Origin of the sequence: Stenotrophomonas geniculata (assembly GCF_034508895.1) — a bacterium.
GTDB lineage: Bacteria > Pseudomonadota > Gammaproteobacteria > Xanthomonadales > Xanthomonadaceae > Stenotrophomonas > Stenotrophomonas geniculata.
On record NZ_CP140571.1, the window covers coordinates 343,608 to 365,574 of the forward strand.

General features: G+C 68.2%; 21 protein-coding genes and 2 tRNA genes. 3 read left to right on the top strand and 20 right to left on the bottom strand.

Translation table 11 applies throughout. From position 1 onward, the window contains the following. The 19 genes from RI032_RS01705 to RI032_RS01795 form a co-directional block, all read right to left on the bottom strand. Positions 1-921: an HlyD family secretion protein gene (locus tag RI032_RS01705; protein ID WP_322547769.1), complete on the bottom strand. Its 921-nt coding sequence runs from the start codon at positions 919-921 to the stop codon at positions 1-3. Further along, complete coding sequence (locus RI032_RS01710) at positions 918-1,646, bottom strand: ABC transporter ATP-binding protein (protein ID WP_184013806.1); 729 nt, start codon at positions 1,644-1,646, stop codon at positions 918-920. The genes RI032_RS01705 and RI032_RS01710 overlap by 4 nt, the downstream gene beginning before the upstream one ends. 10 nt (positions 1,647-1,656) lie before the next feature. Beyond that, positions 1,657-2,796 (bottom strand): ABC transporter permease, encoded by a 1,140-nt coding sequence (locus RI032_RS01715; RefSeq protein ID WP_322547770.1) that lies wholly within the window; start codon positions 2,794-2,796, stop codon positions 1,657-1,659. After that, complete coding sequence (locus tag RI032_RS01720) at positions 2,793-4,256, bottom strand: efflux transporter outer membrane subunit (RefSeq protein ID WP_049455303.1); 1,464 nt, start codon at positions 4,254-4,256, stop codon at positions 2,793-2,795. Before RI032_RS01720 ends, RI032_RS01715 begins: the two co-directional genes overlap by 4 nt. Positions 4,257-4,625: 369 nt before the next feature. Beyond that, a tRNA-Gly gene (locus RI032_RS01725) sits at positions 4,626-4,701 on the bottom strand. A gap of 116 nt (positions 4,702-4,817) precedes the next feature. After that, the gene (locus tag RI032_RS01730; protein WP_197656378.1) at positions 4,818-5,924 is read right to left on the bottom strand and encodes an NAD(P)/FAD-dependent oxidoreductase; all 1,107 of its coding nucleotides are present in this window, start codon (positions 5,922-5,924) and stop codon (positions 4,818-4,820) included. A 138-nt stretch (positions 5,925-6,062) separates the two neighbouring features. Beyond that, positions 6,063-6,138 (bottom strand) — tRNA-Gly (locus tag RI032_RS01735). A gap of 114 nt (positions 6,139-6,252) precedes the next feature. Further along, positions 6,253-6,879: a CDP-diacylglycerol--glycerol-3-phosphate 3-phosphatidyltransferase gene (gene pgsA / locus RI032_RS01740; protein WP_010486073.1), complete on the bottom strand. Its 627-nt coding sequence runs from the start codon at positions 6,877-6,879 to the stop codon at positions 6,253-6,255. Positions 6,880-6,897: 18 nt separating this feature from the next. After that, positions 6,898-8,742: an excinuclease ABC subunit UvrC gene (gene uvrC, locus RI032_RS01745; protein ID WP_322547771.1), complete on the bottom strand. Its 1,845-nt coding sequence runs from the start codon at positions 8,740-8,742 to the stop codon at positions 6,898-6,900. Then, the gene (locus RI032_RS01750; RefSeq protein WP_322547772.1) at positions 8,739-10,151 is read right to left on the bottom strand and encodes a hypothetical protein; all 1,413 of its coding nucleotides are present in this window, start codon (positions 10,149-10,151) and stop codon (positions 8,739-8,741) included. The genes uvrC and RI032_RS01750 overlap by 4 nt, the downstream gene beginning before the upstream one ends. Beyond that, positions 10,148-10,636: a low molecular weight protein-tyrosine-phosphatase gene (locus tag RI032_RS01755; RefSeq protein ID WP_257471840.1), complete on the bottom strand. Its 489-nt coding sequence runs from the start codon at positions 10,634-10,636 to the stop codon at positions 10,148-10,150. Before RI032_RS01755 ends, RI032_RS01750 begins: the two co-directional genes overlap by 4 nt. Continuing rightward, positions 10,633-11,406, bottom strand: a complete 774-nt coding sequence (gene kdsB, locus RI032_RS01760) for a 3-deoxy-manno-octulosonate cytidylyltransferase (RefSeq protein WP_134959336.1) — start codon at positions 11,404-11,406, stop codon at positions 10,633-10,635. The genes RI032_RS01755 and kdsB overlap by 4 nt, the downstream gene beginning before the upstream one ends. 74 nt (positions 11,407-11,480) lie before the next feature. Further along, the gene (gene lpxK, locus RI032_RS01765) at positions 11,481-12,500 is read right to left on the bottom strand and encodes a tetraacyldisaccharide 4'-kinase (protein ID WP_049436561.1); all 1,020 of its coding nucleotides are present in this window, start codon (positions 12,498-12,500) and stop codon (positions 11,481-11,483) included. Further along, positions 12,500-14,248 carry a lipid A export permease/ATP-binding protein MsbA gene (gene msbA, locus RI032_RS01770; protein WP_010486079.1) on the bottom strand — a complete coding sequence of 583 codons (1,749 nt, stop codon included), beginning with the start codon at positions 14,246-14,248 and terminating at the stop codon, positions 12,500-12,502. Before msbA ends, lpxK begins: the two co-directional genes overlap by 1 nt. Beyond that, positions 14,245-14,667, bottom strand: a complete 423-nt coding sequence (locus RI032_RS01775) for an ExbD/TolR family protein (RefSeq protein WP_010486080.1) — start codon at positions 14,665-14,667, stop codon at positions 14,245-14,247. Before RI032_RS01775 ends, msbA begins: the two co-directional genes overlap by 4 nt. Before the next feature lie 3 nt (positions 14,668-14,670). Then, entirely contained in the window at positions 14,671-15,333 is a 663-nt protein-coding gene (locus RI032_RS01780; RefSeq protein WP_019337175.1) for a MotA/TolQ/ExbB proton channel family protein, read from the bottom strand. A gap of 3 nt (positions 15,334-15,336) precedes the next feature. Beyond that, entirely contained in the window at positions 15,337-17,733 is a 2,397-nt protein-coding gene (locus RI032_RS01785) for a DNA internalization-related competence protein ComEC/Rec2 (protein WP_322547773.1), read from the bottom strand. A 58-nt stretch (positions 17,734-17,791) separates the two neighbouring features. Further along, a complete protein-coding gene (locus RI032_RS01790; protein WP_010486083.1) occupies positions 17,792-19,135 on the bottom strand; it encodes a sensor histidine kinase in 1,344 nt (447 codons plus the stop codon). A gap of 1 nt (position 19,136) precedes the next feature. Continuing rightward, positions 19,137-19,808 carry a response regulator transcription factor gene (locus RI032_RS01795; protein WP_010486084.1) on the bottom strand — a complete coding sequence of 224 codons (672 nt, stop codon included), beginning with the start codon at positions 19,806-19,808 and terminating at the stop codon, positions 19,137-19,139. Between the two features lie 145 nt (positions 19,809-19,953). On the opposite strand from RI032_RS01795, the gene RI032_RS01800 reads away from it, so the two are divergent. After that, positions 19,954-20,721 carry a MipA/OmpV family protein gene (locus RI032_RS01800; protein WP_134958926.1) on the top strand — a complete coding sequence of 256 codons (768 nt, stop codon included), beginning with the start codon at positions 19,954-19,956 and terminating at the stop codon, positions 20,719-20,721. A 30-nt stretch (positions 20,722-20,751) separates the two neighbouring features. Next, positions 20,752-21,036: a hypothetical protein gene (locus tag RI032_RS01805; protein ID WP_010486086.1), complete on the top strand. Its 285-nt coding sequence runs from the start codon at positions 20,752-20,754 to the stop codon at positions 21,034-21,036. A 45-nt stretch (positions 21,037-21,081) separates the two neighbouring features. Here RI032_RS01805 and RI032_RS01810 read toward each other — a convergent pair whose 3' ends face one another. Beyond that, entirely contained in the window at positions 21,082-21,222 is a 141-nt protein-coding gene (locus tag RI032_RS01810) for a hypothetical protein (RefSeq protein WP_010486087.1), read from the bottom strand. Between the two features lie 159 nt (positions 21,223-21,381). Between RI032_RS01810 and RI032_RS01815 the strand changes: the two genes are divergently transcribed. Beyond that, the gene (locus tag RI032_RS01815) at positions 21,382-21,951 is read left to right on the top strand and encodes a TlpA family protein disulfide reductase (protein ID WP_109813805.1); all 570 of its coding nucleotides are present in this window, start codon (positions 21,382-21,384) and stop codon (positions 21,949-21,951) included. Positions 21,952-21,967 lie beyond the last annotated feature (16 nt).

Consider the following 21,967-nt stretch of genomic DNA (forward strand, 5'->3'; position numbering starts at 1 on the left):
CTACTTCAGGAACTCCACCCGCACGTGCTGGCCGAAGCGCGCCTTGGCTTGCCCGTCGAACTCCAGCACGCACTCCACCACCTTGGCCACGCCACGCCCTGCGTCTTCAGGCAGGCGCGCCTGCGCGAACACCGGGCTGATGCGCACCACGCGTGCCGGCGGCAGCGTGCCGGTGTTCTCGGCGCCATCGCTGTCCGGCACGACGGTAGCCTTCATGCCCACCTGCACGGCATCGGCATAGGCGGCGCTCAGTTCGGCACGCACCTGCAGCGGACGCGCCGGCAACAGCGAGATCGCCGGCTTGTCGGCCTGCACGAATGCGCCAAGGCCCGGTACCTGGCCGACCACGGTGCCGGCTTCCGGTGCACTCAACGACATCTGCTGCAGTTTCAGTCTGGCGTGTTCCAGCTTGTGTTGGGCCATGTCGACCTGCGCACCGGCCACGTCGACGTCGGCGCGCACACCGGCCAACTGCTGCTTGGCCGCGTCGGCCTGCTGGTTCGAGGACACACCTTCTCTGGCGCCCGTGGACAGGCGGGTGGCGTTGCGCTCCAGTTCGCGCAGCTGCGCTTGGCTGCCTTTCAGGCGGTCATTGGCCAACGCCAGATCGGCGGTGGCCATTGCCACTTCCTGCTGCAGCAGGGCGCCATCCAGCGACAGCAGCAGCTGCCCCTTCTTCACCGTGGCACCTTCCTTCACCGGTGCGGCAGTGATCGAGCCATCCACCGGCGGCGCCAGTGCGATCAGCCCGCCTTCGACGTCAATGATGCCCCGCGCTACGGCGACCTTGCTGGCGACGGCAGTGTCCGCCTTGCCTGAGGGTGCAGATGCCGGGGTGGGCGCCTCCCTGGAGCAGGCACCGAGCAGCAATGCCGCCGACAGGGCCAGGCTGAGGGGAAGCAGGTGCGACGTCTTGGTCATGGGGCGGACTCTACAGTTTCGTTCTGGCGGCGGTCGTCACGGACCATGCCGTCTTCCATGGCGATCACCCGATCGGCGTGCCGGATCAGGCGCGGATCGTGGCTCACGCACAGCACGGTGGCGCCATGCGCACGTGCGTAGCGATGCAGGATGTCGATCACGCGCTGGCCGTTCTCGGCGTCCAGCGCGCTGGTGGGTTCGTCGGCGAAGATCAGCGTCGGCGACTTGGCGAAGGCGCGGGCAACGGCTACACGCTGCTTCTCACCACCGGACAGCTGCGCCGGTCGCATGTGGCTGCGGTGGCTCAGGCCAACCTCTTCCAGCGCACGGCGGGCCAGCGGCTCGCTTTCGCGATTGCTCATCCCGCGGTAGCCCAGCGGCAGCTGCACCTGCTCCAGCGCAGTCAGTGCCGGGAACAGATTGAAGCCCTGGAACACGAAGCCGACATGGTGCAGGCGGAAACGCTCCACTTCGCTGCGGCTCATGTGGCCCACATCCTGGCCGAGTGCGTGCACACGGCCACCATCGGGCGCGGACAAGCCGGACAGCAGCGACAACAGCGTGCTCTTGCCGCAACCCGACGGGCCCGATACCAGGGTCAGCTCGCCGGGGTAGATGTCCAGCGACAGCCCGCGCAGCACCGGCACCTGCACGTCGCCGGACATGAAGCCCTTTTCAAGTGCATCGGCCCGCAGAGTCGGGGCGACGGCGCGCAAGGAAGTCATCGGCCGGTCCTCAACGCAGCAGCAACGATGGATCGGAGCGGACGACACTGCGCACCGCCATGATGCTGGAGAGCATGGCCATCACCGCCACCAGCGCCACGCAGCCGAGGATCACCATCGGTGTCAGCTGCACCGGAACGCGCTGGGTCTGCGCGATCAACAGCACCACGGTGCTGAAGGCCGCCGCCAGCAACATACCCACGCCGCCGATCAGCAAGGCCTGCTCGAACACCACCCGCGCCAGCGCATAGCGGCCTGCACCGAGTGCATTGAGCGTGGCGTACTCACGCACCGAGCCGGCCACCACAGAGGCGAACGACTGGTTGGTGATCACCGCGCCGACGAAGCAGACGATGACGGCCATGAACAACACCGCGATGCCGGCGCCGGTATCGAACAGCCAGTACTGCTGCGAGCGGCTGGCGAACGCCGGCGCGGTCCAGAACTCGACCGGCGTGGCCCGACCCATCGACGCGGACAAGCGGTCTCGCACCCGGTCAGCCAGATCGGGCGAGCGCAGCCCGGCCAAGAAGTAGGTACTGCCTTCATGCGGGTCGGTACCGGCGATGGCACGCGCGGTGTCGAGTGAGGCCAGCACGTTTACGCCCCCCAGGCCACGCAGGCCCGGCTGCGCGGCAACCACACGCACCGCCTTGCCGTTGATCCAGGCCCGGTTGTTCTGCAGGTCAACGCCCAGCGTGTCCAGGTCGGCGCTGTCGACGATCACCGCACCCGGCTCGCGCAGCTGCGCGCGCAGGTCGGCGGGCAGGATGCGCGCGAACATCATCGCGTCGTCGCGGGTGGAAATGCCGGACAGGTACACCGACACATTGCCGGTGCCCTGCGCACTGGAACGCCACTCGCCATCCACCCACTCGTAGGGTTCGACGCGGGTGACATCCGGGTCCATGCGCAGGTGGCTTTCAACATCCGCGCTGATCGCATGACCGTAGTTGACACTCTGGGTGCCGGGGAAACCGGCCCAGATGTCGGCCGACGATGCCTTCACATAGATCGCGGCGGTACCGAAGATGCCCAGCACCAGTGCGGCCTGCACGATCAGCAGCACGCCGGCGAAACACATCGCCAGCACCACCGGCAGGAACCGGCGCCACTCATAGGCCAGGGTCTTGCGGGCCAGCGCGATCATTGCTGCTCGCCCTCCCCCTCGACCGGCAGCGGTGCGCCGCCGAGGGCACGGTAGAGCGACGCAAAGGCCAGCACGCGTGCACCCTGCGCGCCGATCAGGTCGGCCTGCGAGGCGAGTGCCGCACGCTGCGTGTCCAGCCCATCGAACTCGCTGGACAAACCCAGCTGCACCTGCCGCGCCTGGCGCTTGACCTGCTGGTCGGCGGCATCATTGGCCACACGCAGCGACTGGATGCTGCTGCCCTGGCGCGCCAGGCTGCCGAGCGCACCTTCCACTTCGCTCACGCCTTCCAGCACCGCCTTGCGGTAACCGAGCAATGCGGCGTCCAGCTGCTTCTCATCGGCCTGGAAGCGCGCGCGGCGTTGACCCCAGTCCCACAGCGGAATATCGACGTACGGGCCGATCGACGGACTGGAATCGGAATTGGAGCGGGCGTTCTGGGTAAGGTTGTAGGCATACAGGATGGAGCCGCCAAGGCTGACCCGCGGATACATCGCGGCGCGTGCCGAACCCTTGCTGGCCGCAGCCTGCATCACCTCCGACTCGGCCAACAGGATCTGCGGACGATGGCGCAACAGATCCGCAGGAACCTGCTGCAGCGAGAATGTGCCCAGCTTCGGCGGCGTGCGATACGCGCGCCAGGCCGGATCCGGGCCGTCACGGCCCAGCAGCAATGCCAGCGCGCGGGCCGCGTTGTCGGCGTTTTCCCGAGCCTGTGCGATGGCGGCACGGGTGGCGGCCTGGCGTGCACGCAGGCGGTCCAGCTCGCCGGGCTCATCCAGGCGCAGGCGCTGGCGGACCAGGGCCAGTTGTTCACCGCGGTCGTCCACGGTCTGCTGCCGGGCCAGCAGGTCCTGTTGGGCCTGTGCCACGGTCAGGTCCAGATAGCTGCGCACCACGTCGGCAATCACCGCCACCTGTGCGGCATTGCGCAGCGCCTCGGCGTTGCCGGCCGAGGCCTGCGCGCTCAGCTGCGCGCTTTCGGCGGCGCCGAACAGGCCCAGGTCCCAGATCGCTTCGATGCCGGCATGGAAGTAGGTATCGACGGCGGCGGCGTCCTGCACCTGCTTGGCGCTGGCCGAGATTTCCGGCAGGAAACGCGAGTCGGAGGTGCCGGCGACGATCCGCACGGCCTGCAGCCGCAGCGTGGCCTGCTGCAGGTCGAGGTTGCCGGCGATGGCCTGGTCCACCAGTCCGTCCAGCGCCGGGTCGGCCAGCACCTTCCACCACTGCCTGGCGTCCACCGCCACACCCTGCCCCTGCGGCACCTGGGTCCAGGCGCTGGGTGTGCGATCAGGCAAGTCCGGGACGGACACCGACATGCAACCCGCCAGGGCCAGGGTTGCCAACAACGCGCCGGGGCGCAGCACTGCCTGCAGGGAGAGTCCACGCCCTGTCCTGGGCACTGCCACTGAAGTGATACGCCTGACCACCAGCCCGCCAACGTGTAGAAGGAGCATGAAGGCTACCGTGCGATTGTGGAGCGAACATGGAGAAATCGTCCGAAAAAGGTCACAGCACGCGTGCGGTTCAGGCAACGATGGCATTGGCCTTTCGCCAGCCTTTCACTGCATGCGACGCACGGAACGCTGGTGCGACATCCAGGCCATTGCGTCTTGTTGCCACCTTCCCCGAGCCCCGCGCCTGCGGCCATCCCCACGACCGATACGCCCCGCCATTCCGATTGCGACACTGACGTCGGATTCGTCACGCCGGGCCACTGATATCACGCCCGCCATGAAGATGCCTTGGCGCGACTGTAGCGGCCCTGCCGGCCAACTTCATGACAAACGAAAAACGCCCCCTTCCGGGAGCGTTCTTCTTGAATCTGGAGCGGGAAACGAGACTCGAACTCGCGACCTCAACCTTGGCAAGGTTGCGCTCTACCAACTGAGCTATTCCCGCAGATTCCGTTCGACCTGCGTCGAAGGAGCGCTATTGTGTCGATATTGCTGCACGGCGTCAACAGGAATTTTCACGTGACGTGAAGGATGGCGTTCAGGCGCGCCTGCCTGTTCCCTTCACGTGCGCAGCCCGCGGCGATGGAAGTAGACCTGTTCGGCGATGCGGCGCATGGCCGCTGTATGCAGCAGTGCATCGAGCGGCCAATCGGCCTGCAGATGATCCATCGCCCAGCGCAGCAGGCGCTTGCCATGGAACGCCGGAGCCACCTGCCGCGCCACCCGTTCCGCTTCCGGTCCTTGCCCACGCAGATGGCGGGCCATCGCCTCGCCGACCGCCCAGCCATGCCGCCACGAGGAGTGGATGCCCCCGGCGGAGAGCGGCGAGACGATGCCCGCCGCGTCGCCGGTCAGGATCACGCGTTGGCCGGTGATCGGCCCATCCGGCCGGCCGCAGGGCACCAGTCCGGCGCGGGTGGCCGAGGGACGCGCCGAAGGCGGAATGCCGACCCCATCGCGCACGTGGCCGAGGAAACCTTCAATATCCGGCGGCCGCACCTGTTGCGGGTCATGACGCAACGCCAACCCGACCTGCAGGCCGGTCGGATTCTGCGCGACCCAGCCGATGTAACCCGGCGCGTAGCGCTTGCTGACGAAGCAATGCAGCGCGTCGCCCTGCGCGACATGCAGGCCGGCGAACTCACGTTCGACGCCGTAGAGGTTGTCACGCACCTGGCCGAGCCCGGTGCGCTGTGCCACACGTGAGCGTGCGCCATCAGCGCCAACCAGATAGGCACATCGCCCCGCCCCATCCACCAGCCAGCCGTCACCATTGCGATGTGCATCGGTGAAGGACTGCTGCAGGCGCAGGTCGACACCGTTCGCGCGCAGCTCGCTGGCCAGCCAGCGCATCAGGTTCGGCGTATCGGTGGTGAGGAAGTAATAGCCCGGCGCGGCCAGCAACACGCTGCGCAGATTCGGCGCATACAGGCGCACGTTTGCGACGCGTTGCACGAGATGTTCGGGCATGCGCCCCAGCCAGGTCTGCTCCATCGCCTCTTTCACCACGATGCCGGTGGTGTGCAGGCGCTCGCCGGGGTCGGCCTTGCGTTCCAGCACGCAGACGCGCAGGCCGTACTGGGCAGCAGCCAGTGCGCAGGCGGCACCGGCAAAACTGGCGCCGACGATGACCACGTCGTGATCGTAGGCGGAAGGAGTGTGGAGCATGGCTGCATCGTCCTGGAGGAACGGAGATGCAGCTTCGAACTGCCGCGTGGTGAGGCGAAGGAGTGACGGTGAAGTGGGGATGAAGCGGGTTCTACGCAAACGAAAAACGCCCCCTTGCGGGAGCGTCTTTCTTGAATCTGGAGCGGGAAACGAGACTCGAACTCGCGACCTCAACCTTGGCAAGGTTGCGCTCTACCAACTGAGCTATTCCCGCTTGGGAGGCGAAATTTTACCTATTCCAAGGATGCCGTCAAGCGCTTTTTTCAGGGTCTGCGAGGTGCCCGGCGTCGCGTATCCGCGCCATGCGTGGATACGCGCATCGATGGGGTCAGTTGCCCAGCTTCTTCTGCCGCGAGCGCTCGCGTGCGGCGCGCTCGTCTTCGCGCAGGCTCGGCCAGGCGGCGTGCAGGTACTGCAGGCCCGACCACAGGGTCAGCACCGCGGCAATCGCCAGGGTCCAGTCGCCGATGTGGAACACCGGCCAGCCCATCCAGATGTCTTCCACCGGCACGTTGGGGGCCACCGAATACAGCAGGCACAGCAGCGCGACCATCTGCGCGGTGGTCTTGACCTTGCCGATCATCGCCACGCGTACCTTCGCGCGCTGGCCCAGTTCGGCCATCCATTCGCGCAGCGCCGACACCGCGATCTCGCGGCCGACGATGACCGCCGCCCAGAACGCCATCCACGGCGTCGGGTGGCCCTGCACGATCAGGAACAGTGCCACTGCCACCATCAGCTTGTCCGCGACCGGGTCGAGGAAGGCGCCGAATGCCGACTCCAACTGGTAGCGGCGGGCGATCCAGCCATCGAGCCAGTCGGTGATCGCGGCCAGGCCGAAGATCGCCGCCGAAGCGAAGTTGGTCCAGGTGTAGGGCAGGTAGAACACCAGCACCAGCACCGGGATCATCACGATCCGCAACAACGTCAGCCAGGTGGGCAGGGTCAACTTCATGCTTGCGTGCTTCTCTCTCTACTCGGCCGCATCAGGCGTGGCCAACCCGTGCAGGTTAGCGTAGATACGTGCCGCGAGGGCGTCATTGATGCCTTCCACCTTGGCGATTTCCGCTTCGCCAGCGGCTTTCAGGCCGACCAGGCCGCCGAAATGCTTGAGCAGGCTGGCGCGGCGGCGGGGGCCGATACCGGGGATGTCCTCCAGCTTGCTGGTCATCCGCGCCTTCTGGCGGCGGCCGCGGTGGCCGGTGATGGCGAAGCGGTGCGCCTCGTCGCGCACCTGCTGGATGAACTGCAGCGCCGGGTTGGCCGCGCCCGGGCGCAGCTCGCGGCCGTCGGGCATCACCAGCGCCTCGTGGCCGGCGCGGCGCTCCACGCCCTTGGCCACGCCCACCAGCAGTACGCCCTCCACGCCCAGGTCGGCCAGTGCGGCCTGCGCCTGTGCCAGCTGGCCGGCGCCGCCGTCGATCAGCAGCACATCCGGCAGCACGCCCTGCTCTTCCACCGCGCGGCGGAAACGGCGGTCGATGGCCTGGCGCATGGCGGCATAGTCGTCACCCGGCTCGATGCCGCTGATGTTGAAACGGCGGTATTGCGCGCGCACCGGACCGACGGCGTCGAACACCACGCATGAGGCCACGGTGGCCTCGCCCAGGGTGTGGCTGATATCGAAACACTCGACACGCTTGACCGGCTCGGCCAGGCCCAGCATGTCGCGCAGTGCATCGCTGCGCGCGTGCTGCGCGTTGCGGCTGTTGAGCTCGGTGGCCAGGGTCAGCTGCGCGTTGCGACTGGCCAGCTCCACGTAGCCGGCACGCTCGCCGCGCACGTTCCACTTCAACTGCACCTTGCGCTCGGCCGAGGCGGACAGCGCGGCGACCAGCAGGTCGGCGTCGGGAATCTCGCGATCCAGCAGGATCTCGCGCGGTGGCTCGAATTCGATGTAGTACTGCGAGACGAAGGCGGCCAGCACTTCCTCCGGGCTCTCCTCACCGTTGGTGCGCGGGAAGAATGGGCGGGTGCCGAGATTGCGGCCATCGCGGAAGGCCAGCAGCAGCACGCAGGCCTGAGACCCATGCATGGCCACCGCCAGCACGTCCAGATCTGCGGCGCGGCCGTCCACGTACTGGCGGGTCTGCATGCTGCGCAGCGAGGAGATCAGGTCGCGCAGGCGCGCGGCCTGCTCGAACTCCAGCGCCTCGCTGGCGGACTGCATCTGCTCGCCCAGCTCGCGGGTCAGTTCGTCGCTCTTGCCTTCCAGGAAGAGCGCAGCGCGGCGCACCGACTCGGCGTAGTCCGGCGCCGGTACCAGCTCCACGCAGGGCGCGCTGCAGCGGCCGATCTGGTACTGCAGGCACGGCCGCGAGCGGTTGCGGAACACGCTGTCCTCGCAGCTGCGCAGCTTGAACAGCTTGTGCATCAGGTTCAGCGTTTCGCGCACCGCCGTAACGCCGGGATACGGCCCGAAATAGCGACCGGGAATGGCGCGCGGGCCGCGATGCAGGGCGATGCGCGGCCAGTCCTCGCGGGTCAGCAGCACATGCGGATAGGTCTTGTCGTCGCGCAGCGAGACGTTGTAACGCGGCGACAGCGACTTGATCAGCTGGTTTTCCAGAAGCAACGCCTCGGCTTCCGAGCGCGTCACGGTCACGTCCATGCGCGTGATCTGCGAGATCATCGACATGATTCGTGCGTTCTTCGGGCTGCCGTTGAAATAGCTGCCGACGCGGTTGCGCAGCGCACGGGCCTTGCCGACGTACAGCAGGGTGTCGTCGGCCGCGTACATGCGGTACACGCCGGGAGCGGTGCTGAGCTGGGCCGCGAAGGCCTTGCCGTCGAAGACCGGAGCGGGAACGTCGGTCATTCGCTGATCGGCACTTCGCTGAGCACGCCGCTGTCGGGATCGAAGCGCAGCACGGCATGGGCGTCGGTCTCGGCGATCCACACCGCACCTGCGCCCACCGCCAGTCCAGCCGGGCCATGCAGGCGGCGCGGCAGCGGCTGGGTGGTCAGTTCGCCACCGCCCAGGCGCAGCGTGCGCAGGCGACCGTTGCCGGTATCGGCAATCCACAACAGCGGCGCATCCGGGCTGAGCGCGATCGCCTGCGGGAACTGCAGGCTGGCGTCCGCACGCGGGCCGTCTTCGCTGCCGAAGCGCCATGGCCCCTGCCCGACCAGCGTCTGCACCAGGTCGCCGCGCAGCTGCAGTGCACGGATCGAGGAACCCAGTGCATCGGCCACGTACAGCGCCTGCTGCACTACGGCCAGCGCAGTCGGTTGTGCGAACGCGGCCAGATGGCCGCTGCCATCACGCTCGTCGATGGAACCACTGCCGGCGCGCCGTTGCAGGCTGCGCTGGCCCAGGTGGTAGCTCCAGATGCGGTTGTCGCCGGCCATGGCGATGTGCAGCTGGTTGTCGGCGATGGCCAGGCCGACCGGATGGTCCAGCGAGACCTGCCGGGCCTGCGCGACCGGACCTTCCACCGGCGCACCGGGGCGGCCATTGCCGCACAGCGTGTCGACGATGCCGGTCAGCAGGTTGATGCGGCGCACGGCGTGGTTGCCGGTGTCGGCCACGTACAGCGCATCGCGCTCCAGCACCAGCGCCTGCGGGCGGTGGAACGCCGCTTCGGCGAGGTTGCCGTCCATGAAATCGGCGGTACCGAGGCCGAACTGGCGCAGGATGCGGCCGCCATGGCTGCATTCGAGGATGCGGTGATGGCCGCTGTCGGCGATGTAGAGGCGCTCGGTACTGACCGCCAGGCCGAGCGGGAAGCACAGTGCCTGGCGGGGCTCCGGATGCAGCTCGCTACCGCCACGCGGCGGCGCCGACGGCGCACCCTCGCACAGCGCATTCAAGGCACGCTCCAGTTCGCCGGGTGCGCCCTGCCCGACCAGCCGCTGCTGTTCGCGGCCCTGCGCATCCAGCAGCACCAGGGTTGGCCAGGCGGTGACGCCGAAGCGGCGCCAGCCATCCCAGTCCGCATCGAGCAGGACCGGCATCGTCAGGCCCTGGCGACGCAACAGCTTCAGTGCGGCACCGGCGTCGCGCTCGAAGTCGAAGCGCGGCACCTGCAGCACCAGCGGCTGCAGCTTGCCGGGGTGGCGCGACAGCCATTGGCCGAACTCGGCCAGGCGTTGCGCGCTCCACGCAGAGGCGGCGTTGACGAACAACAGCGCCACCGGCCGACCGCGCAGTTCGGTCAGGGTGCAGGGGGTGGCATTGAGCCAGGTGGCGAACTCGGGCAGGTCCGGGACGGGCTGGACGTTCATGGCCCGATTATGCCGGAGTCGGCGTCATGCAACAGTCGTGCCACGGCACGTTTTGCAGCATTGTCCACCAATGTCCAGACCTGTTCGAAATGATCACTGCCGCCGGTGTAGGGATCCGGGATCGTCACCCGGCCCTCTCCGCCCGACCATGGCAGGTACAGTGCCAAGCGTTCGCGCTGGGCCGGCGTGGCGATACGGCCGGCATCACGCAGGTTGGCCTCGTCGGCGCACAGGATCCAGTCGAAACGTTCGAAATCCACAGCCTGCAGCTGGCGTGCACGCAGGCCACCGATGTCCACGCCGTGCCCGGCCGCGCAGGCGATCGCACGCCGGTCCGGCGGCTCGCCCACATGCCAGTCGCCGGTGCCGGCCGAATCCACCTGCACCCGTCCGGCCAGCGGCGAGGCCTCCAGGCGTGCGCGCAGCGCACCTTCGGCCATCGGCGAACGGCAGATGTTGCCGAGGCAGACGACCAGCAGCTTCATCGTGCCGCCAGCGTCTGCAGCAGTGCTTCGGCGCGCTCCAGGTCCTCGGGCGTGTCGATGCCCGGCGGGAAGGGTTCGGGCGAGATCGCCACGCTGATCGGGAAGCCCGCTTCCAGCACGCGCAGCTGTTCCAGCGATTCGACCTGCTCCAGCTGGCCCAGCGGCATCGCCGCGAACTGCTGCAGGAAACCGGCGCGATAACCGTAGATGCCGATGTGACGCAGCCAGTTGTGACCGGCCGGCAACGTGTCACGGCTGCGTGCGAAGCCATCGCGATGCCAGGCGATCGGCGCGCGGCTGAAGTACATCGCCTCGTTGCGCGCGTTGCGCACCAGCTTCACCACGTTCGGATCGAACAGGGTTTCTGCATCCTCCACGGCGGTCGCCAGGGTCGACATCGGCGCATTGCCGTCAACCAGCGCCTGGGCCACCGCACGGATACCCGCAGCGGGTGCAAACGGCTCGTCGCCCTGCAGGTTGACCACCACGGTGTCATCGGCCCAGCCGGCGATGCGCGCGCACTCGGCCAGGCGATCGGTGCCGGAGGCATGCGAGGTGGCGGTCATTGCCACCTTCACTTCGGCCAGGCCGGACAGTGCGTCGGCAATGCGTTGATCGTCGGTAGCGACCCAGACCTCGCCGGCACCGGCCTGCAGCGCGCGGCGCGCCACATGCAGCACCAGCGGCTCACCGCCCAGCAGGCGCAGCGGCTTGCCCGGCAGCCGCGAGGCGGCATAGCGGGCCGGGATGGCGACGACGAATTCGGTCATGGGGCGGTACTCGGCAGGCTCGTTACAACGGGAATGCGGCCGGCGGCGCATGAATGCAAGCGCCGCCGTGCCACTCAGTTCGGTCGCAGCTTGTCCAGGCGGTCGGTCAGCGCCACCCAGAACGCGGCAGGCAGCTCGGCGCGCAGCGGGACCGCGTAGTGCCAGTCATTGCCGAACGCCCGGCATTTCACCGCGTCCTTTTCGGTCATCAGCACCGGCAGCTGGCTGCCAAAGGACAGGTCCTGCGGCTGATAGGCCTGATGGTCGGCGAAGGCGTGCGGCACCACGCCGATGCCTCGCGCGCGCAGCATGTCGAAAAAGCGCTGCGGGTGGGCGATGCCGGCCACGGCGTGCACACGCTGGCCCTTGAAGTACGACAGTGGACGGGCACGGCCACCGGCCAGCGGCTGCGCGCTGTCGATGTGCAGGGCCATCGGCCACTGGCCGAAACCACAGGCCTGGGCCGCAGATTCCTCATCGGCCTGGCCGAGATTCACCACGCGGAAATCGCACTCGCTGGCGCGGCTGACCGGCTCGCGCAGCGGTCCGGCCGGAATCATCCGGCCATTGCCGTAGCGGCGCTGCGCATCGACCACTTCGATCTCGATGTCGCGCGCCAGCCGGTAGTGCTGCAGGCCGTCGTCGCAGACGATCACATCGCAGCCGGCCTCGATCAGCGCCTTGCCAGCAGCAACGCGATCACTGTCCACGCGCACCGGCACGCCTGTCTTCCAGGCAATCAGCACCGGTTCGTCACCGCCCTTGGCAGTCGGCGTATCGGCCTTCACCCACAGCGGTTTGTCGGCATCTTCGCGGCCGTAGCCACGACTGGCCACGCCCGGCTTCCAGCCGGCGGCACGCAGGCGCTCCACCAGCGCGATGGTCAGCGGCGTCTTGCCAGTCCCACCGGCGGTGATGTTGCCAACCACGATGACCGGCACCGGCAGCGTGTAGCGCTTGCGCCAGCCACGCCGATAGGCGCGCCGGCGCAGCGCGGTGACGCCGGCATACAGCGGCGCCAGCAGGCGCATCGCCCACGGAACCGGGCTGCCGTCGTACCAGTACGGCGGGGTCTGGGTACCCTTGCCGGCCATCAGTCCTGCCTTTCGCGGAACTGCATGCTGTGCAGATGCTGGTAGAGGCCACCCATGGTGAGCAGCTCCTTGTGGGTACCGCGCTCGACGATGCGACCGTGGTCCATCACCAGCACCTGGTCTGCATGCTCGATGGTCGACAGGCGGTGCGCGATGACCAGCGTGGTGCGCTCGGGCATCAATCGCTGCAGCGCGTCCTGCACCAGGCGCTCCGATTCGTTGTCGAGCGCTGCGGTGGCTTCATCGAGGATCAGGATCGGCGCGTCGCGCAGGATCGCGCGGGCGATCGCCAGGCGCTGGCGCTGGCCGCCGGACAGCAGCGCGCCGTTCTCGCCCACCGGGGTCTGCAGCTGCTGCGGCATGCGCGCGATGAACTCCCAGGCGTTTGCGGCTTCGGCCGCCGCTCGGATCTGTTCATCGGTCGCGTCCATGCCATAGGCGATGTTGGCGCCAATGGTGTCATCGAACAGCATGACCTTCTGCCCGACCATCGCCACCTGGCGACGCAGGTCGGCCAGCGGATAGTCATCCAGTGCCACGCCATCGAGAGTGATGCGCCCGCCGCTGGGTTCATAGAAGCGCGGCACCAGCCGGATCAGGCTGGTCTTGCCACTGCCGGACCGACCGACGATGGCAGTGACCGTACCCGGCTTGGCCACGAAGCTGATGTCGTCCAGGGCGATGCCACTGTCTTCGCGGTAACGCAGCATGACGTGCTCGAAGGCCAGTTCGCCGCGCACGCGCTGCACCGTGTTGCGGCCATCGTCGCGCTCGACCGGCATGTCGAGGATGTCGAACAGGCGCTCGGCGGCGGACACACCGCGGGAGATCGAGGACTGCACGCTGGTCAGGCGGCGCAGCGACGGGATGATCGCCGTCATCGAGATCATCAGGCCCATGAACTGGCCGGCATTGAGGCGGCCTGCCAGTGCTTCGCGGGTCGACACCCAGACGATCACCGCCAGCGCCAGCGCGGCCAGGAACTGGACCACGCTGGAGGCACCGGCACGGGTGATTTCCACCTTCATGTTCAGCGCCAGCATGCGGTTGGCCAGGCGCGAGTAGCGCGACATTTCGTGCTGCTGAGTGCCGTGCACCTTCACTTCCTGCTGGGCCGCCAGCGACTGCTCGGCGGTCTGCGCCATCGTGCCCATGCCGTCCTGGATGCCACGGCTGATGCGCCGGTAGCGCTTGCCGACGTAGGACACGATCACGCCGATCATCGGCACCACCACCAGCATGGCCACGGTCACCTTGACGCTCATCTGCAGCATCACCGCCAGCATGGCGATGATGGTCAGGGTGTCGGCAACCACGGTCTTGAGCGCATCGGCACTGGCCTGAGTGACCTGTTCGGTATCGAAGTTCAGGCGGCTGACCATCACCGGCGTCGATTCGGTATCGAAATGCGAGGACGGCAGGTGCAGGTACTTGGCCAGCACCTGTTCACGCAGGTCACGCACCACGCTGCGACCGGTCTTGGCCAGCGCGTAGTCGCTCACCCAGGTGGCGGCGCTGCGCATCAGGAACAGGCCAAGGATGGTCAGCGGCAGGATCACCGCCATTTTCGGTTCGGGATTGACGAAGCCGCGGTTGACCAGCGGCTCCATCAGCTTGGTGAAGTGGTAGCCGGCCACCGACTCCACCGCCATGGCGATGACAGCGGCGACCATCATGCCCCAGTAGGCACGGGTGTATCCCAGCAGACGTTTGTAGATCGGCCACACCGGCGCGTGTTTGGAACTCATGGACGCACCTCGGGTGCTGTTGCAATGGCAATACGGCGGAAGCCGAGCTGACCGAGCGCATCCTGCGCGGTCACCACGGCCTGATAGGGCGTGCGGGCATCGGCACGCAACAGCACCGGCTGGGTGCGGTCGCTGCCGGCAACGGCCGCGATGGTCTGCTTGACCGACTCGACGTCGTTGCGCAGCACTTCCTGGTCATTGATGAAGTAGCGGCCTTCGGCGTTGATCAGCACGCTCAACGAGCGCGGTGGCTCATTGCTGGGCTGCTGGCTGGCCGTGGGCAGCTCCACCTGGAGTGTCGAGCGCGCGTCGAAGGTGGTGGTGACCACGAAGAAGATGATCAACACCAGGATGACGTCGATCAGTGGCACCAGGTCGATATGCGGCTCATCCTGGGATCGGTCGTTGCCGATACGCATCGATCAGGCCTTCGCCGTCGCCGCGCCGGCCGGGCGCGTGGCAGCAGCAGGGTTCATCACCCCGGGTCGGCCATCCAGCGTATCCAGCAGCGCGCTGGCTTCCTGCTCCATCTCCACCACGTAACCGTGGATGCGGCCCTTGAAGTAGCGGTGGAACATCAGCGCCGGAATGGCGACGATCATGCCGGTGGCGGTGCACACCAGCGCCTTGCCGATACCACCGGCCAGCTGGTTCACATCACCCACGCCGTGGTCGAGGATGCCCAGGAACATCTGGATCATGCCGATCACCGTGCCCAGCAGGCCCAGCAGCGGCCCGGCCGAAGCGATGGTACCCAGCGCGTTGAGGAAACGCTCCATGCGGTGCACCAGGTGGCGGCCGGTGTCTTCGATGCGCTCGCGGATCTGGTCGCGCGGGCGGTTGCGGGCTTCCAGTGCGGCAGCCAGCAGCGCGCCCAGCGGCGAGTTCGCGCGCAGCGTCTGCAGGTGGGCCGGGTCGAGCTTGCCGCGTGCCGCCCAGTTGCGCACTTCCTGGCCGAGGCCGGGCGGCAGCACTTCAGTACGCCGCAGGGACCAGAAACGCTCCAGGATGATCGCCAAAGCCAGTACGCCCAACAGCAGCAGCGGCACCATCGGCCAGCCACCGGCCTTGACCAGTTCCCACACGTTTCAACCCTCCGGCCCAACGGCCGCTTGTTCGATCGGCGATAGGATAGCAGCCGACCGCGCCCGCCCAGCGGCATCCCACCAGCGGGATGCGTGGATGCGCTGTTCACGCAGCTGCAGCCCTTGTGCGCCAAGCCATATGCGGATCGCCCCGGAATCGGCCGTGGCCAGTACCTCGGCCCCTTGCGCCTGCCAGCGCTGGACCACGTCCTGGCGAGGATGCCCGAAGCGGTTGCGGTGCCCGGCCGAGACCACCGCCAGCCGTGGCGCTACAGCCTCGACCCACGGCGCGCTGGAGCTGCCGCCGCTGCCATGGTGCGGCACCAGCACCACATCCGCCTTCAGCGCTGCCGGAGACGCCTCCAGCAGCGTCCGCTCGGCCGGCCGGCCGATGTCACCCGGCAGCAGGACCACGCCGTGGCGGCTGGCGATGCGCAGCACGCAGCTGTCTTCGTTCTCGGCCTGACGGCTGCCCGGCGCCGGGTGCAGGACCTGGAAATCTACCCCGTCCCACTGCCAGCGCAGCCCCTGCTGGCAGGGCGTGGCGCCAGCGATGGCGCTGCCCGGTGGCGCCAGCAGCTGCAGTCCGGGCAGCTGCCGTCGCAGGCTGGACAGGCTGCCGGTGTGATCAAGATGGTCATGGCTGAGCATCACCTGCCGGGGCGGCCCCTGGCCGAGCGCGCGCAGCGCCGGGACCAGAATCCGCTCGTTGCCTTCGCCGCCGGTCGGCGGCCCCACGTCGTACCAGAGCGCGTGCCGCGCCGTACGCACCAGCACCGCAGCGCCCTGCCCTACGTCATGCACCAGCAGCTCCAGTTCTCCTTCGGCCGGTGCATGCCGGGCGGGCCACAGCAGCGGCAGGCACAGCAGCAGGCCCGCCAGGCCACCGCCGGCGCCGCGTGGCAGCAGCCACCAGAACACCCCGGCCAGTGCCGCCGGTACCGCCCAGCGCGGCGCCTCAGCCAACCACCACATGGCCTGCGGGTGCAGCGCCAGTGGCTGCAGCGCCTGCCAACTCAGCTCGAACAGCCAGGCCGCGGCACGCCAAGCCCAGCGCCCGGCACCGTCGTGCAGCACCTGCAGCGCGGTACCCAGCAACGACAACGGCACCACCAGCAGGGTCCACCACGGAATGATCGGCAGATTGACCAGCGGCCCCAAGCGCGCGGTGCCGCCGAACAGGGCCACGCACAGCGGCAACAGGCCGAGGCTGGCCACGCCCTGCGCGGCCAGGAAGCCACGCAGGCCCCCACCGGCGCCCTCCGGCCCGGTTCGCGGCAGGCACCACAGCAGCCACAGCACGCCGCCAAAGCTGAGCCAGAACCCGGCCGACAGCACCGACAGCGGCGCCGGCAACAGCATCACCATCGCGGCCAGGGCCAGCCCCTGCCCCGCACCCACCGGGCGACGTCCGGCACGGGCCAGTGCCACCAGCCCGATCATCAGCGCCGCACGCACCGTTGGCAGCGCGCCGCCGGCTGCCACGGCATAGGCGGCTGCGGCCAGCGCCGCGCCCCATGCCGCCGCCTGCGGCCGTGGCCAGTACCGTCCCAGCACTGGGCACAGCCACCACGACACGCGGCACAGCAGCACGCCGAAACCCGCCACCACGCCCACGTGAAATCCGGAAATGGCGACCAGATGGGTCAGGCCCAGCGCGCGCAGGTGTTCCCAGTCGGCATCGGACAGGCCGCGGGTGTCGCCCAGGGCCAAGGCCTGCACGAACCGCGCGGCAGGATGTGCCACCTGCGTGGCGATGGCATCACTGCTGCGCTCGCGCCAGGCCGGCAGGCCCTGCGCAGGCGCGTGCTCACGGGCAGCGCCCGGGTCGCGCACCGTGCCATTGCCGGAGATACCACGCAGCAATGCATGGCGTTCGCCATCGAAGCCGCCGGGATTGATCCGCGAGCGTGGCGCACGCACGCGCAACGACATCTGCCAATGCGCCCCGGCACGAACCGCATGGCGCCCGCCGGCCTCGTGCGCTGACGATCCGCGCCACGGGTCGTTCCAGGTGACCTGCAGGCGCTTGCCGCGCAGCACTGGCAGCGTATCGGCCTCCTCCACGTGCAGCACGAAACGCGTGTAACCGGGGCCTCTCTGCGGAAGATCGGCCACCCGCCCGCGCACCTGCACATCCTGCGGCGGCGCGTCGGGTGGAAGCTGGTCGTGCAGGGCCCACTGCCCGTGCACTGTTGCCCATGCCAGGCCGAGCATGACTGCAGCCCAGGTGCGGCCTCGCCAGCGCAGCAGCCAGCCCGCGCCGCCTGCAACCGCCATCGGCACGCTCAGCCACAGCGGCAGCAACGCCGGCATCTGCACGCAGGCCAGCGCGCCCAGCACCAGGCCGGCGGCGCAGCCGGGGCCGAACAGGGCCGGCGCGGAACGTTCGGAAACCATTCCAGCAGCCTGCCGCCGGGCGCGACAGTTGCCTATCGGGGTTTTCCCCGCGCGGCTGTCAGCGCCGGACGGTGCCGCGGTGGAAATTGACCCGGAAGCTGGCACCACCGCCAGCGGCCTCGCCGACACTGACCGAGCCGCCGTGGTGCTGCACGATTTCCTTCACCAGATGCAGGCCCAGGCCACTGCCACTGCCCGCCGCGCGCAGGCGATGGAACGGCTCGAAGATCGCTTCACGATCGCTCACCGGAATACCGGCACCCTGATCGCTGACTTCCAGCAGGCCACGTGCATCCAGGCGCACGCAGATGGTGCCGCGTCCGCCGCCGTGGACAATGGCGTTGTGCACCAGGTTGGCGATCACCCGTCCCAACGCCAGGCTGTCGCCGTGGATCCACACCGGCATCTCAGGTGCATCCACTTCGAAGCCGTAGCCGGCACCGACCACCAGCGGCGCCAGATCGGCGGCCGCTTCACGCACCAGCAGCGCCAGATCCAGCCGCTGCAGTGCGCCGACATTGCGATCAAGTCGCTGCAGGTCAAGCAGGTGCTCGGCGACGTTGCCGAGCCGCGCTACGTCGGTCAGCAGCTGCGACTTCAGCTCGCCCTGCGGCAGCTGCGACAGACGCGCCTGCACCACCGCGATCGGCACACGCAGCTCGTGCGCGGCATCGGCAAGGAACTTGTCACGCGCCGCATAGCCCTGCTGCACCTTGTCGATCGCGTCGTTGAAGGCTTCGACCAACGGCGCGACCTCGGTCGACACCAGCTGCGCATCCAGCCGCGCACCCGGCTGGCCGATATCCAGCTCCTTGGCCTGTTGCGCGGAGCGGCGCACGCCACGCATCGCGCGGTGGATCACGGTCGGCATCACCAGCAGCGTGACCACGATCAGCGGCAGGAAGAACCACAGGCCGATCAGACGCAGCACCATCAGCGCGCCATCCAGCAGCCCGCCCTTCGGTGCCCCGCCCACCATCACCGTGATGCGCCGTCCATCCTCGTTGCGGATCATCACCCGCGCCACATCCAGGTAGGGCGGAACCAGCGAACCAAGTTCGGTCGCGCCCAGCGTCGGCAACCGCGCCAGCAGCGGCGCGTGGATCGCCGGAATCGTGCCGCGCTCCAACCAGACCCCCTTGTCGTCGACTGCCGCGAACCAGAGGTTGCCGCCGGCACTGGCATCGAGCTTTTCCCAGCGCGCCTGGTCCAGCACCAGCCGGCCACCATCGCTGTGCACCGCCTTGGCCACCGCCTCGGCCATGAACATGTCCATGCCCCAGGTGTCCTTGTCACCCCAGGTCAGGATCAACGCAACCACAGCGAACAGCACGGTGAAGGCCTGCGCCAGGAACAACCGCCAGGCCAGGCCCAGGGTGATGGAGCGGATCGGACGTGCCATCTCAGGCCTCCGCCAGCAGGTAGCCGACGCCGCGGATCACATGGATCTCCACGCCGGCCCCGGCCTGTTGCAGCGCCTTGCGCAGCTTGGAGATATGCGCGTCCAGTGCATTGGACTGGATCTCGTCATCGAAGCCGTACACTGCCGCCTCCAACGCGCTGCGGGTGACGGTGCGTCCCTGTCGCATCGCCAGCGCCTGCAGCACCAGCACCTGGCGCCGGGGCAGCGCCAACAGCTGGCCCTCCACCTGCGCCTGCAGCGATTCGAAGTCGAATTCCAGCCGGCCCAGATGCAGGCTTGGCGTCACCATCGCCGAGGGCCGGCGCGAGACCGCGCGGATCCGCGCCATCAGCTCCTCGATCGCCACCGGCTTCACCAGGTAGTCATCGGCACCGACGTCCAGCCCCTCGACCTTGTCCGACAGCGTGCCCTTGGCGGTCAGCATGATCACCGCCAGGTTCGGGCGCAGCGCGCGCGCGGTGGCGACGAAAGCCACGCCATCGCCATCGGGCAGCTGGCGGTCGAGCAGCATCAGCTGGTGCACCGGCTCGCGCAGCGCGATCGCGGCTTCGGCCAGGCTGCCGACCACGTCGGCGACCACGCCCTGCCGCTCCAGGCCCGATTGCAGGGCACGGGACAGATCGGGATCGTCTTCGACCAGGAGGATGCGCATCAGGGGCTCGGCTACCGGAAACGGTGCCGATCATAGTGCCTGGCGCCGGCTTTGGGCGCCTTCGCGTGCCGAATGCCAAGGCGCAATGTTCTGACAATGTTATGCCCGCACCATGCACAGCCATCCCCCGCAAAGTGGCTGATCGATGCCGTCGCTGTCCCCGACCCTGCTGCGCCCGTTGCTGTTCTCCGCTGCCATCGGCCTCCCGTTGATCACCCACGCCGCCGACCGGAACCCGGGGGTGCAGGCCGGTATCAGTGCCGGCGCGACCTCAGGGGCCTACGCCCACTACGACGTCAAGCCGCTGGTCGTACCGTCCATTGCCTGGCAGGGCGAGCGCTTCTTCGCCAGCCCGGGCTCGCTGGGCATGTATCTGTACAAGCGCGAAGGCCTGCGCCTGTCGGCGGCGGTCACGCCCTACACGCTGCGCTTCAAGACCGACGACGTGAACGATCCTCAGCTGCGTCGCCTGCACAGCCGGCAGATGTCCGCCATGGCCGGCATCAATGGTGAATACAGCGCCGACTGGGGCATCGTCGAGGCCAGCGTGATGCGCGAGGTCACGGGCCACGGAGGTGGCATGGAATCGCGCCTGCACTACAGCTATCCGATCCAGGCCGGTCGCTTCACCTGGGTGCCCAAGGTCGGCGTGGTGCACTCCAGTGCGCGCCTGCTCGACTACTACTACGGCATCACCGACGAAGAAGCGCTGCGCTCGGGACTTGCCGCGTACAACCCGGGCAGCGCGACATCACCGAACCTGCAGATCGCGGTCAGCACGCCCCTGGGCACGAAGTGGCGCGCGACCGGCGTCGTCGCCAACCAGTGGTTCGGCGATGCCGTAGAGGACAGCCCGATGGCCCGTCGCGGCACGCAGACGTCGGCCTTCATTTCCCTGATGCGCTCGTTCTGATCGAGCGCCCGCAACGGACAAGGACCCCCCATGGCCTCCGTCTCCCCTGCTGCTGAAGCGCACGCGATCCTGCGTGCCCCGGACCTGGACAGCGCCGAGCGCGCCTACCTGGGGCTGCTGCCGGACCTGGAACACGTAAACGCGTTGACGCGCCGCGCACTTGGCCTTTCGCGTGCTGCCGATGCGGCACGCGGCTATGCGTTGTCGATGATGCTGGTGGGATTGCGCCTGCAGGAGCTTGAGATGGGCGAAGCAACCGCAAAGGAACATCGCCAGGCCACCCTGCGCAGTCTGCGCCAGGCCTTCAGCGCCTGAGCGCAGGCCAGCAACGCTGCCGGCGCTGCAGGGCAGCGGGAAGACTCAGCGGAATGTGGTCCACGCCAGCACGGCCGCCAGCAGGGCCACCCAGATCACCGCCTTGAAGGTACCCTCCAGCATGTTGCCGCCGAACAGCAGCTCAAGGATGGGATTGGGCCGGGAAACCGGAACGTGATCGCTCATCGGTGTTTGGTCCTGGTGGTGGTTGCGGGGTGCGCGTGCCTGACCGCGCAGGCACCACTCTAGTACACGCGGCGCCTCTGCGGACGTGCGGGCAACACCTTAACAATCCGCGCGCCCGTTCCGGTATGTTCGGCCCAACGCTGTGTTCAAGGATGATCGATGCTCAAGCGCGTCCTGTTCCCCGTTGTCGCCCTGCTGCTGTCCGCGCTGATCGTCGCGCTGGGATGGCAGAACCACCAGCTCCGGCAGATCAACGCGCAGATGGCTGCCCAACTGCAGAACATGCGGCTGGAAGCACATGGTCTCGGCCTGGGCAGTCGCCCGGAAGCACTGGCGCTGCGCACGACCCAGCACACTCACGTCAACATCGGCGGCGCGCGCGACGCACCTCAGATCCTCTACTTCTTCTCCACCACCTGCCGCTACTGCCTGGCCTCGATGCCACAGCTGCAACAGATCGCAGCAGCACGCGGCCGCAGTGAACTGATCGGCGTGGGACTCCCCCCTTACGACCAACTGGCCGACTACGCCGGACAGCATGTATTGCAGTTCCCGATCGCCATTGACAGTGAAGGCGATGCGTCCAAGCGCTACCGCGCCACGGTCACGCCGATGCTGATGGTGCTGGCCACCGATGGCAGCGTGACCTACAAGCATGTGGGCCAGCTTGATGAGCAGGTGGTGCGCGCCGCCATGAACTCGCTGACGCCAGCCCCTGCACTGCCCTGATTGCCGCGCGCCGCGT

Coding starts and splice junctions, on each gene's coding strand:
- RI032_RS01705 (WP_322547769.1), bottom strand. CDS start 921: ATGACCAAGACGTCGCACCTGCTTCCCCTCAGCCTGGCCCTGTCGGCG.
- RI032_RS01755 (WP_257471840.1), bottom strand. CDS start 10,636: ATGAAGCTGCTGGTCGTCTGCCTCGGCAACATCTGCCGTTCGCCGATG.
- RI032_RS01785 (WP_322547773.1), bottom strand. CDS start 17,733: ATGGTTTCCGAACGTTCCGCGCCGGCCCTGTTCGGCCCCGGCTGCGCC.
- RI032_RS01800 (WP_134958926.1), top strand. CDS start 19,954: ATGCCGTCGCTGTCCCCGACCCTGCTGCGCCCGTTGCTGTTCTCCGCT.
- lpxK (WP_049436561.1), bottom strand. CDS start 12,500: ATGGCCGGCAAGGGTACCCAGACCCCGCCGTACTGGTACGACGGCAGC.
- RI032_RS01750 (WP_322547772.1), bottom strand. CDS start 10,151: ATGAACGTCCAGCCCGTCCCGGACCTGCCCGAGTTCGCCACCTGGCTC.
- RI032_RS01715 (WP_322547770.1), bottom strand. CDS start 2,796: ATGATCGCGCTGGCCCGCAAGACCCTGGCCTATGAGTGGCGCCGGTTC.
- RI032_RS01710 (WP_184013806.1), bottom strand. CDS start 1,646: ATGACTTCCTTGCGCGCCGTCGCCCCGACTCTGCGGGCCGATGCACTT.
- kdsB (WP_134959336.1), bottom strand. CDS start 11,406: ATGACCGAATTCGTCGTCGCCATCCCGGCCCGCTATGCCGCCTCGCGG.
- RI032_RS01810 (WP_010486087.1), bottom strand. CDS start 21,222: ATGAGCGATCACGTTCCGGTTTCCCGGCCCAATCCCATCCTTGAGCTG.
- RI032_RS01790 (WP_010486083.1), bottom strand. CDS start 19,135: ATGGCACGTCCGATCCGCTCCATCACCCTGGGCCTGGCCTGGCGGTTG.
- RI032_RS01815 (WP_109813805.1), top strand. CDS start 21,382: ATGCTCAAGCGCGTCCTGTTCCCCGTTGTCGCCCTGCTGCTGTCCGCG.
- RI032_RS01720 (WP_049455303.1), bottom strand. CDS start 4,256: ATGCTCCTTCTACACGTTGGCGGGCTGGTGGTCAGGCGTATCACTTCA.
- pgsA (WP_010486073.1), bottom strand. CDS start 6,879: ATGAAGTTGACCCTGCCCACCTGGCTGACGTTGTTGCGGATCGTGATG.
- RI032_RS01795 (WP_010486084.1), bottom strand. CDS start 19,808: ATGCGCATCCTCCTGGTCGAAGACGATCCCGATCTGTCCCGTGCCCTG.
- RI032_RS01805 (WP_010486086.1), top strand. CDS start 20,752: ATGGCCTCCGTCTCCCCTGCTGCTGAAGCGCACGCGATCCTGCGTGCC.
- RI032_RS01775 (WP_010486080.1), bottom strand. CDS start 14,667: ATGCGTATCGGCAACGACCGATCCCAGGATGAGCCGCATATCGACCTG.
- RI032_RS01730 (WP_197656378.1), bottom strand. CDS start 5,924: ATGCTCCACACTCCTTCCGCCTACGATCACGACGTGGTCATCGTCGGC.
- uvrC (WP_322547771.1), bottom strand. CDS start 8,742: ATGACCGACGTTCCCGCTCCGGTCTTCGACGGCAAGGCCTTCGCGGCC.
- msbA (WP_010486079.1), bottom strand. CDS start 14,248: ATGAGTTCCAAACACGCGCCGGTGTGGCCGATCTACAAACGTCTGCTG.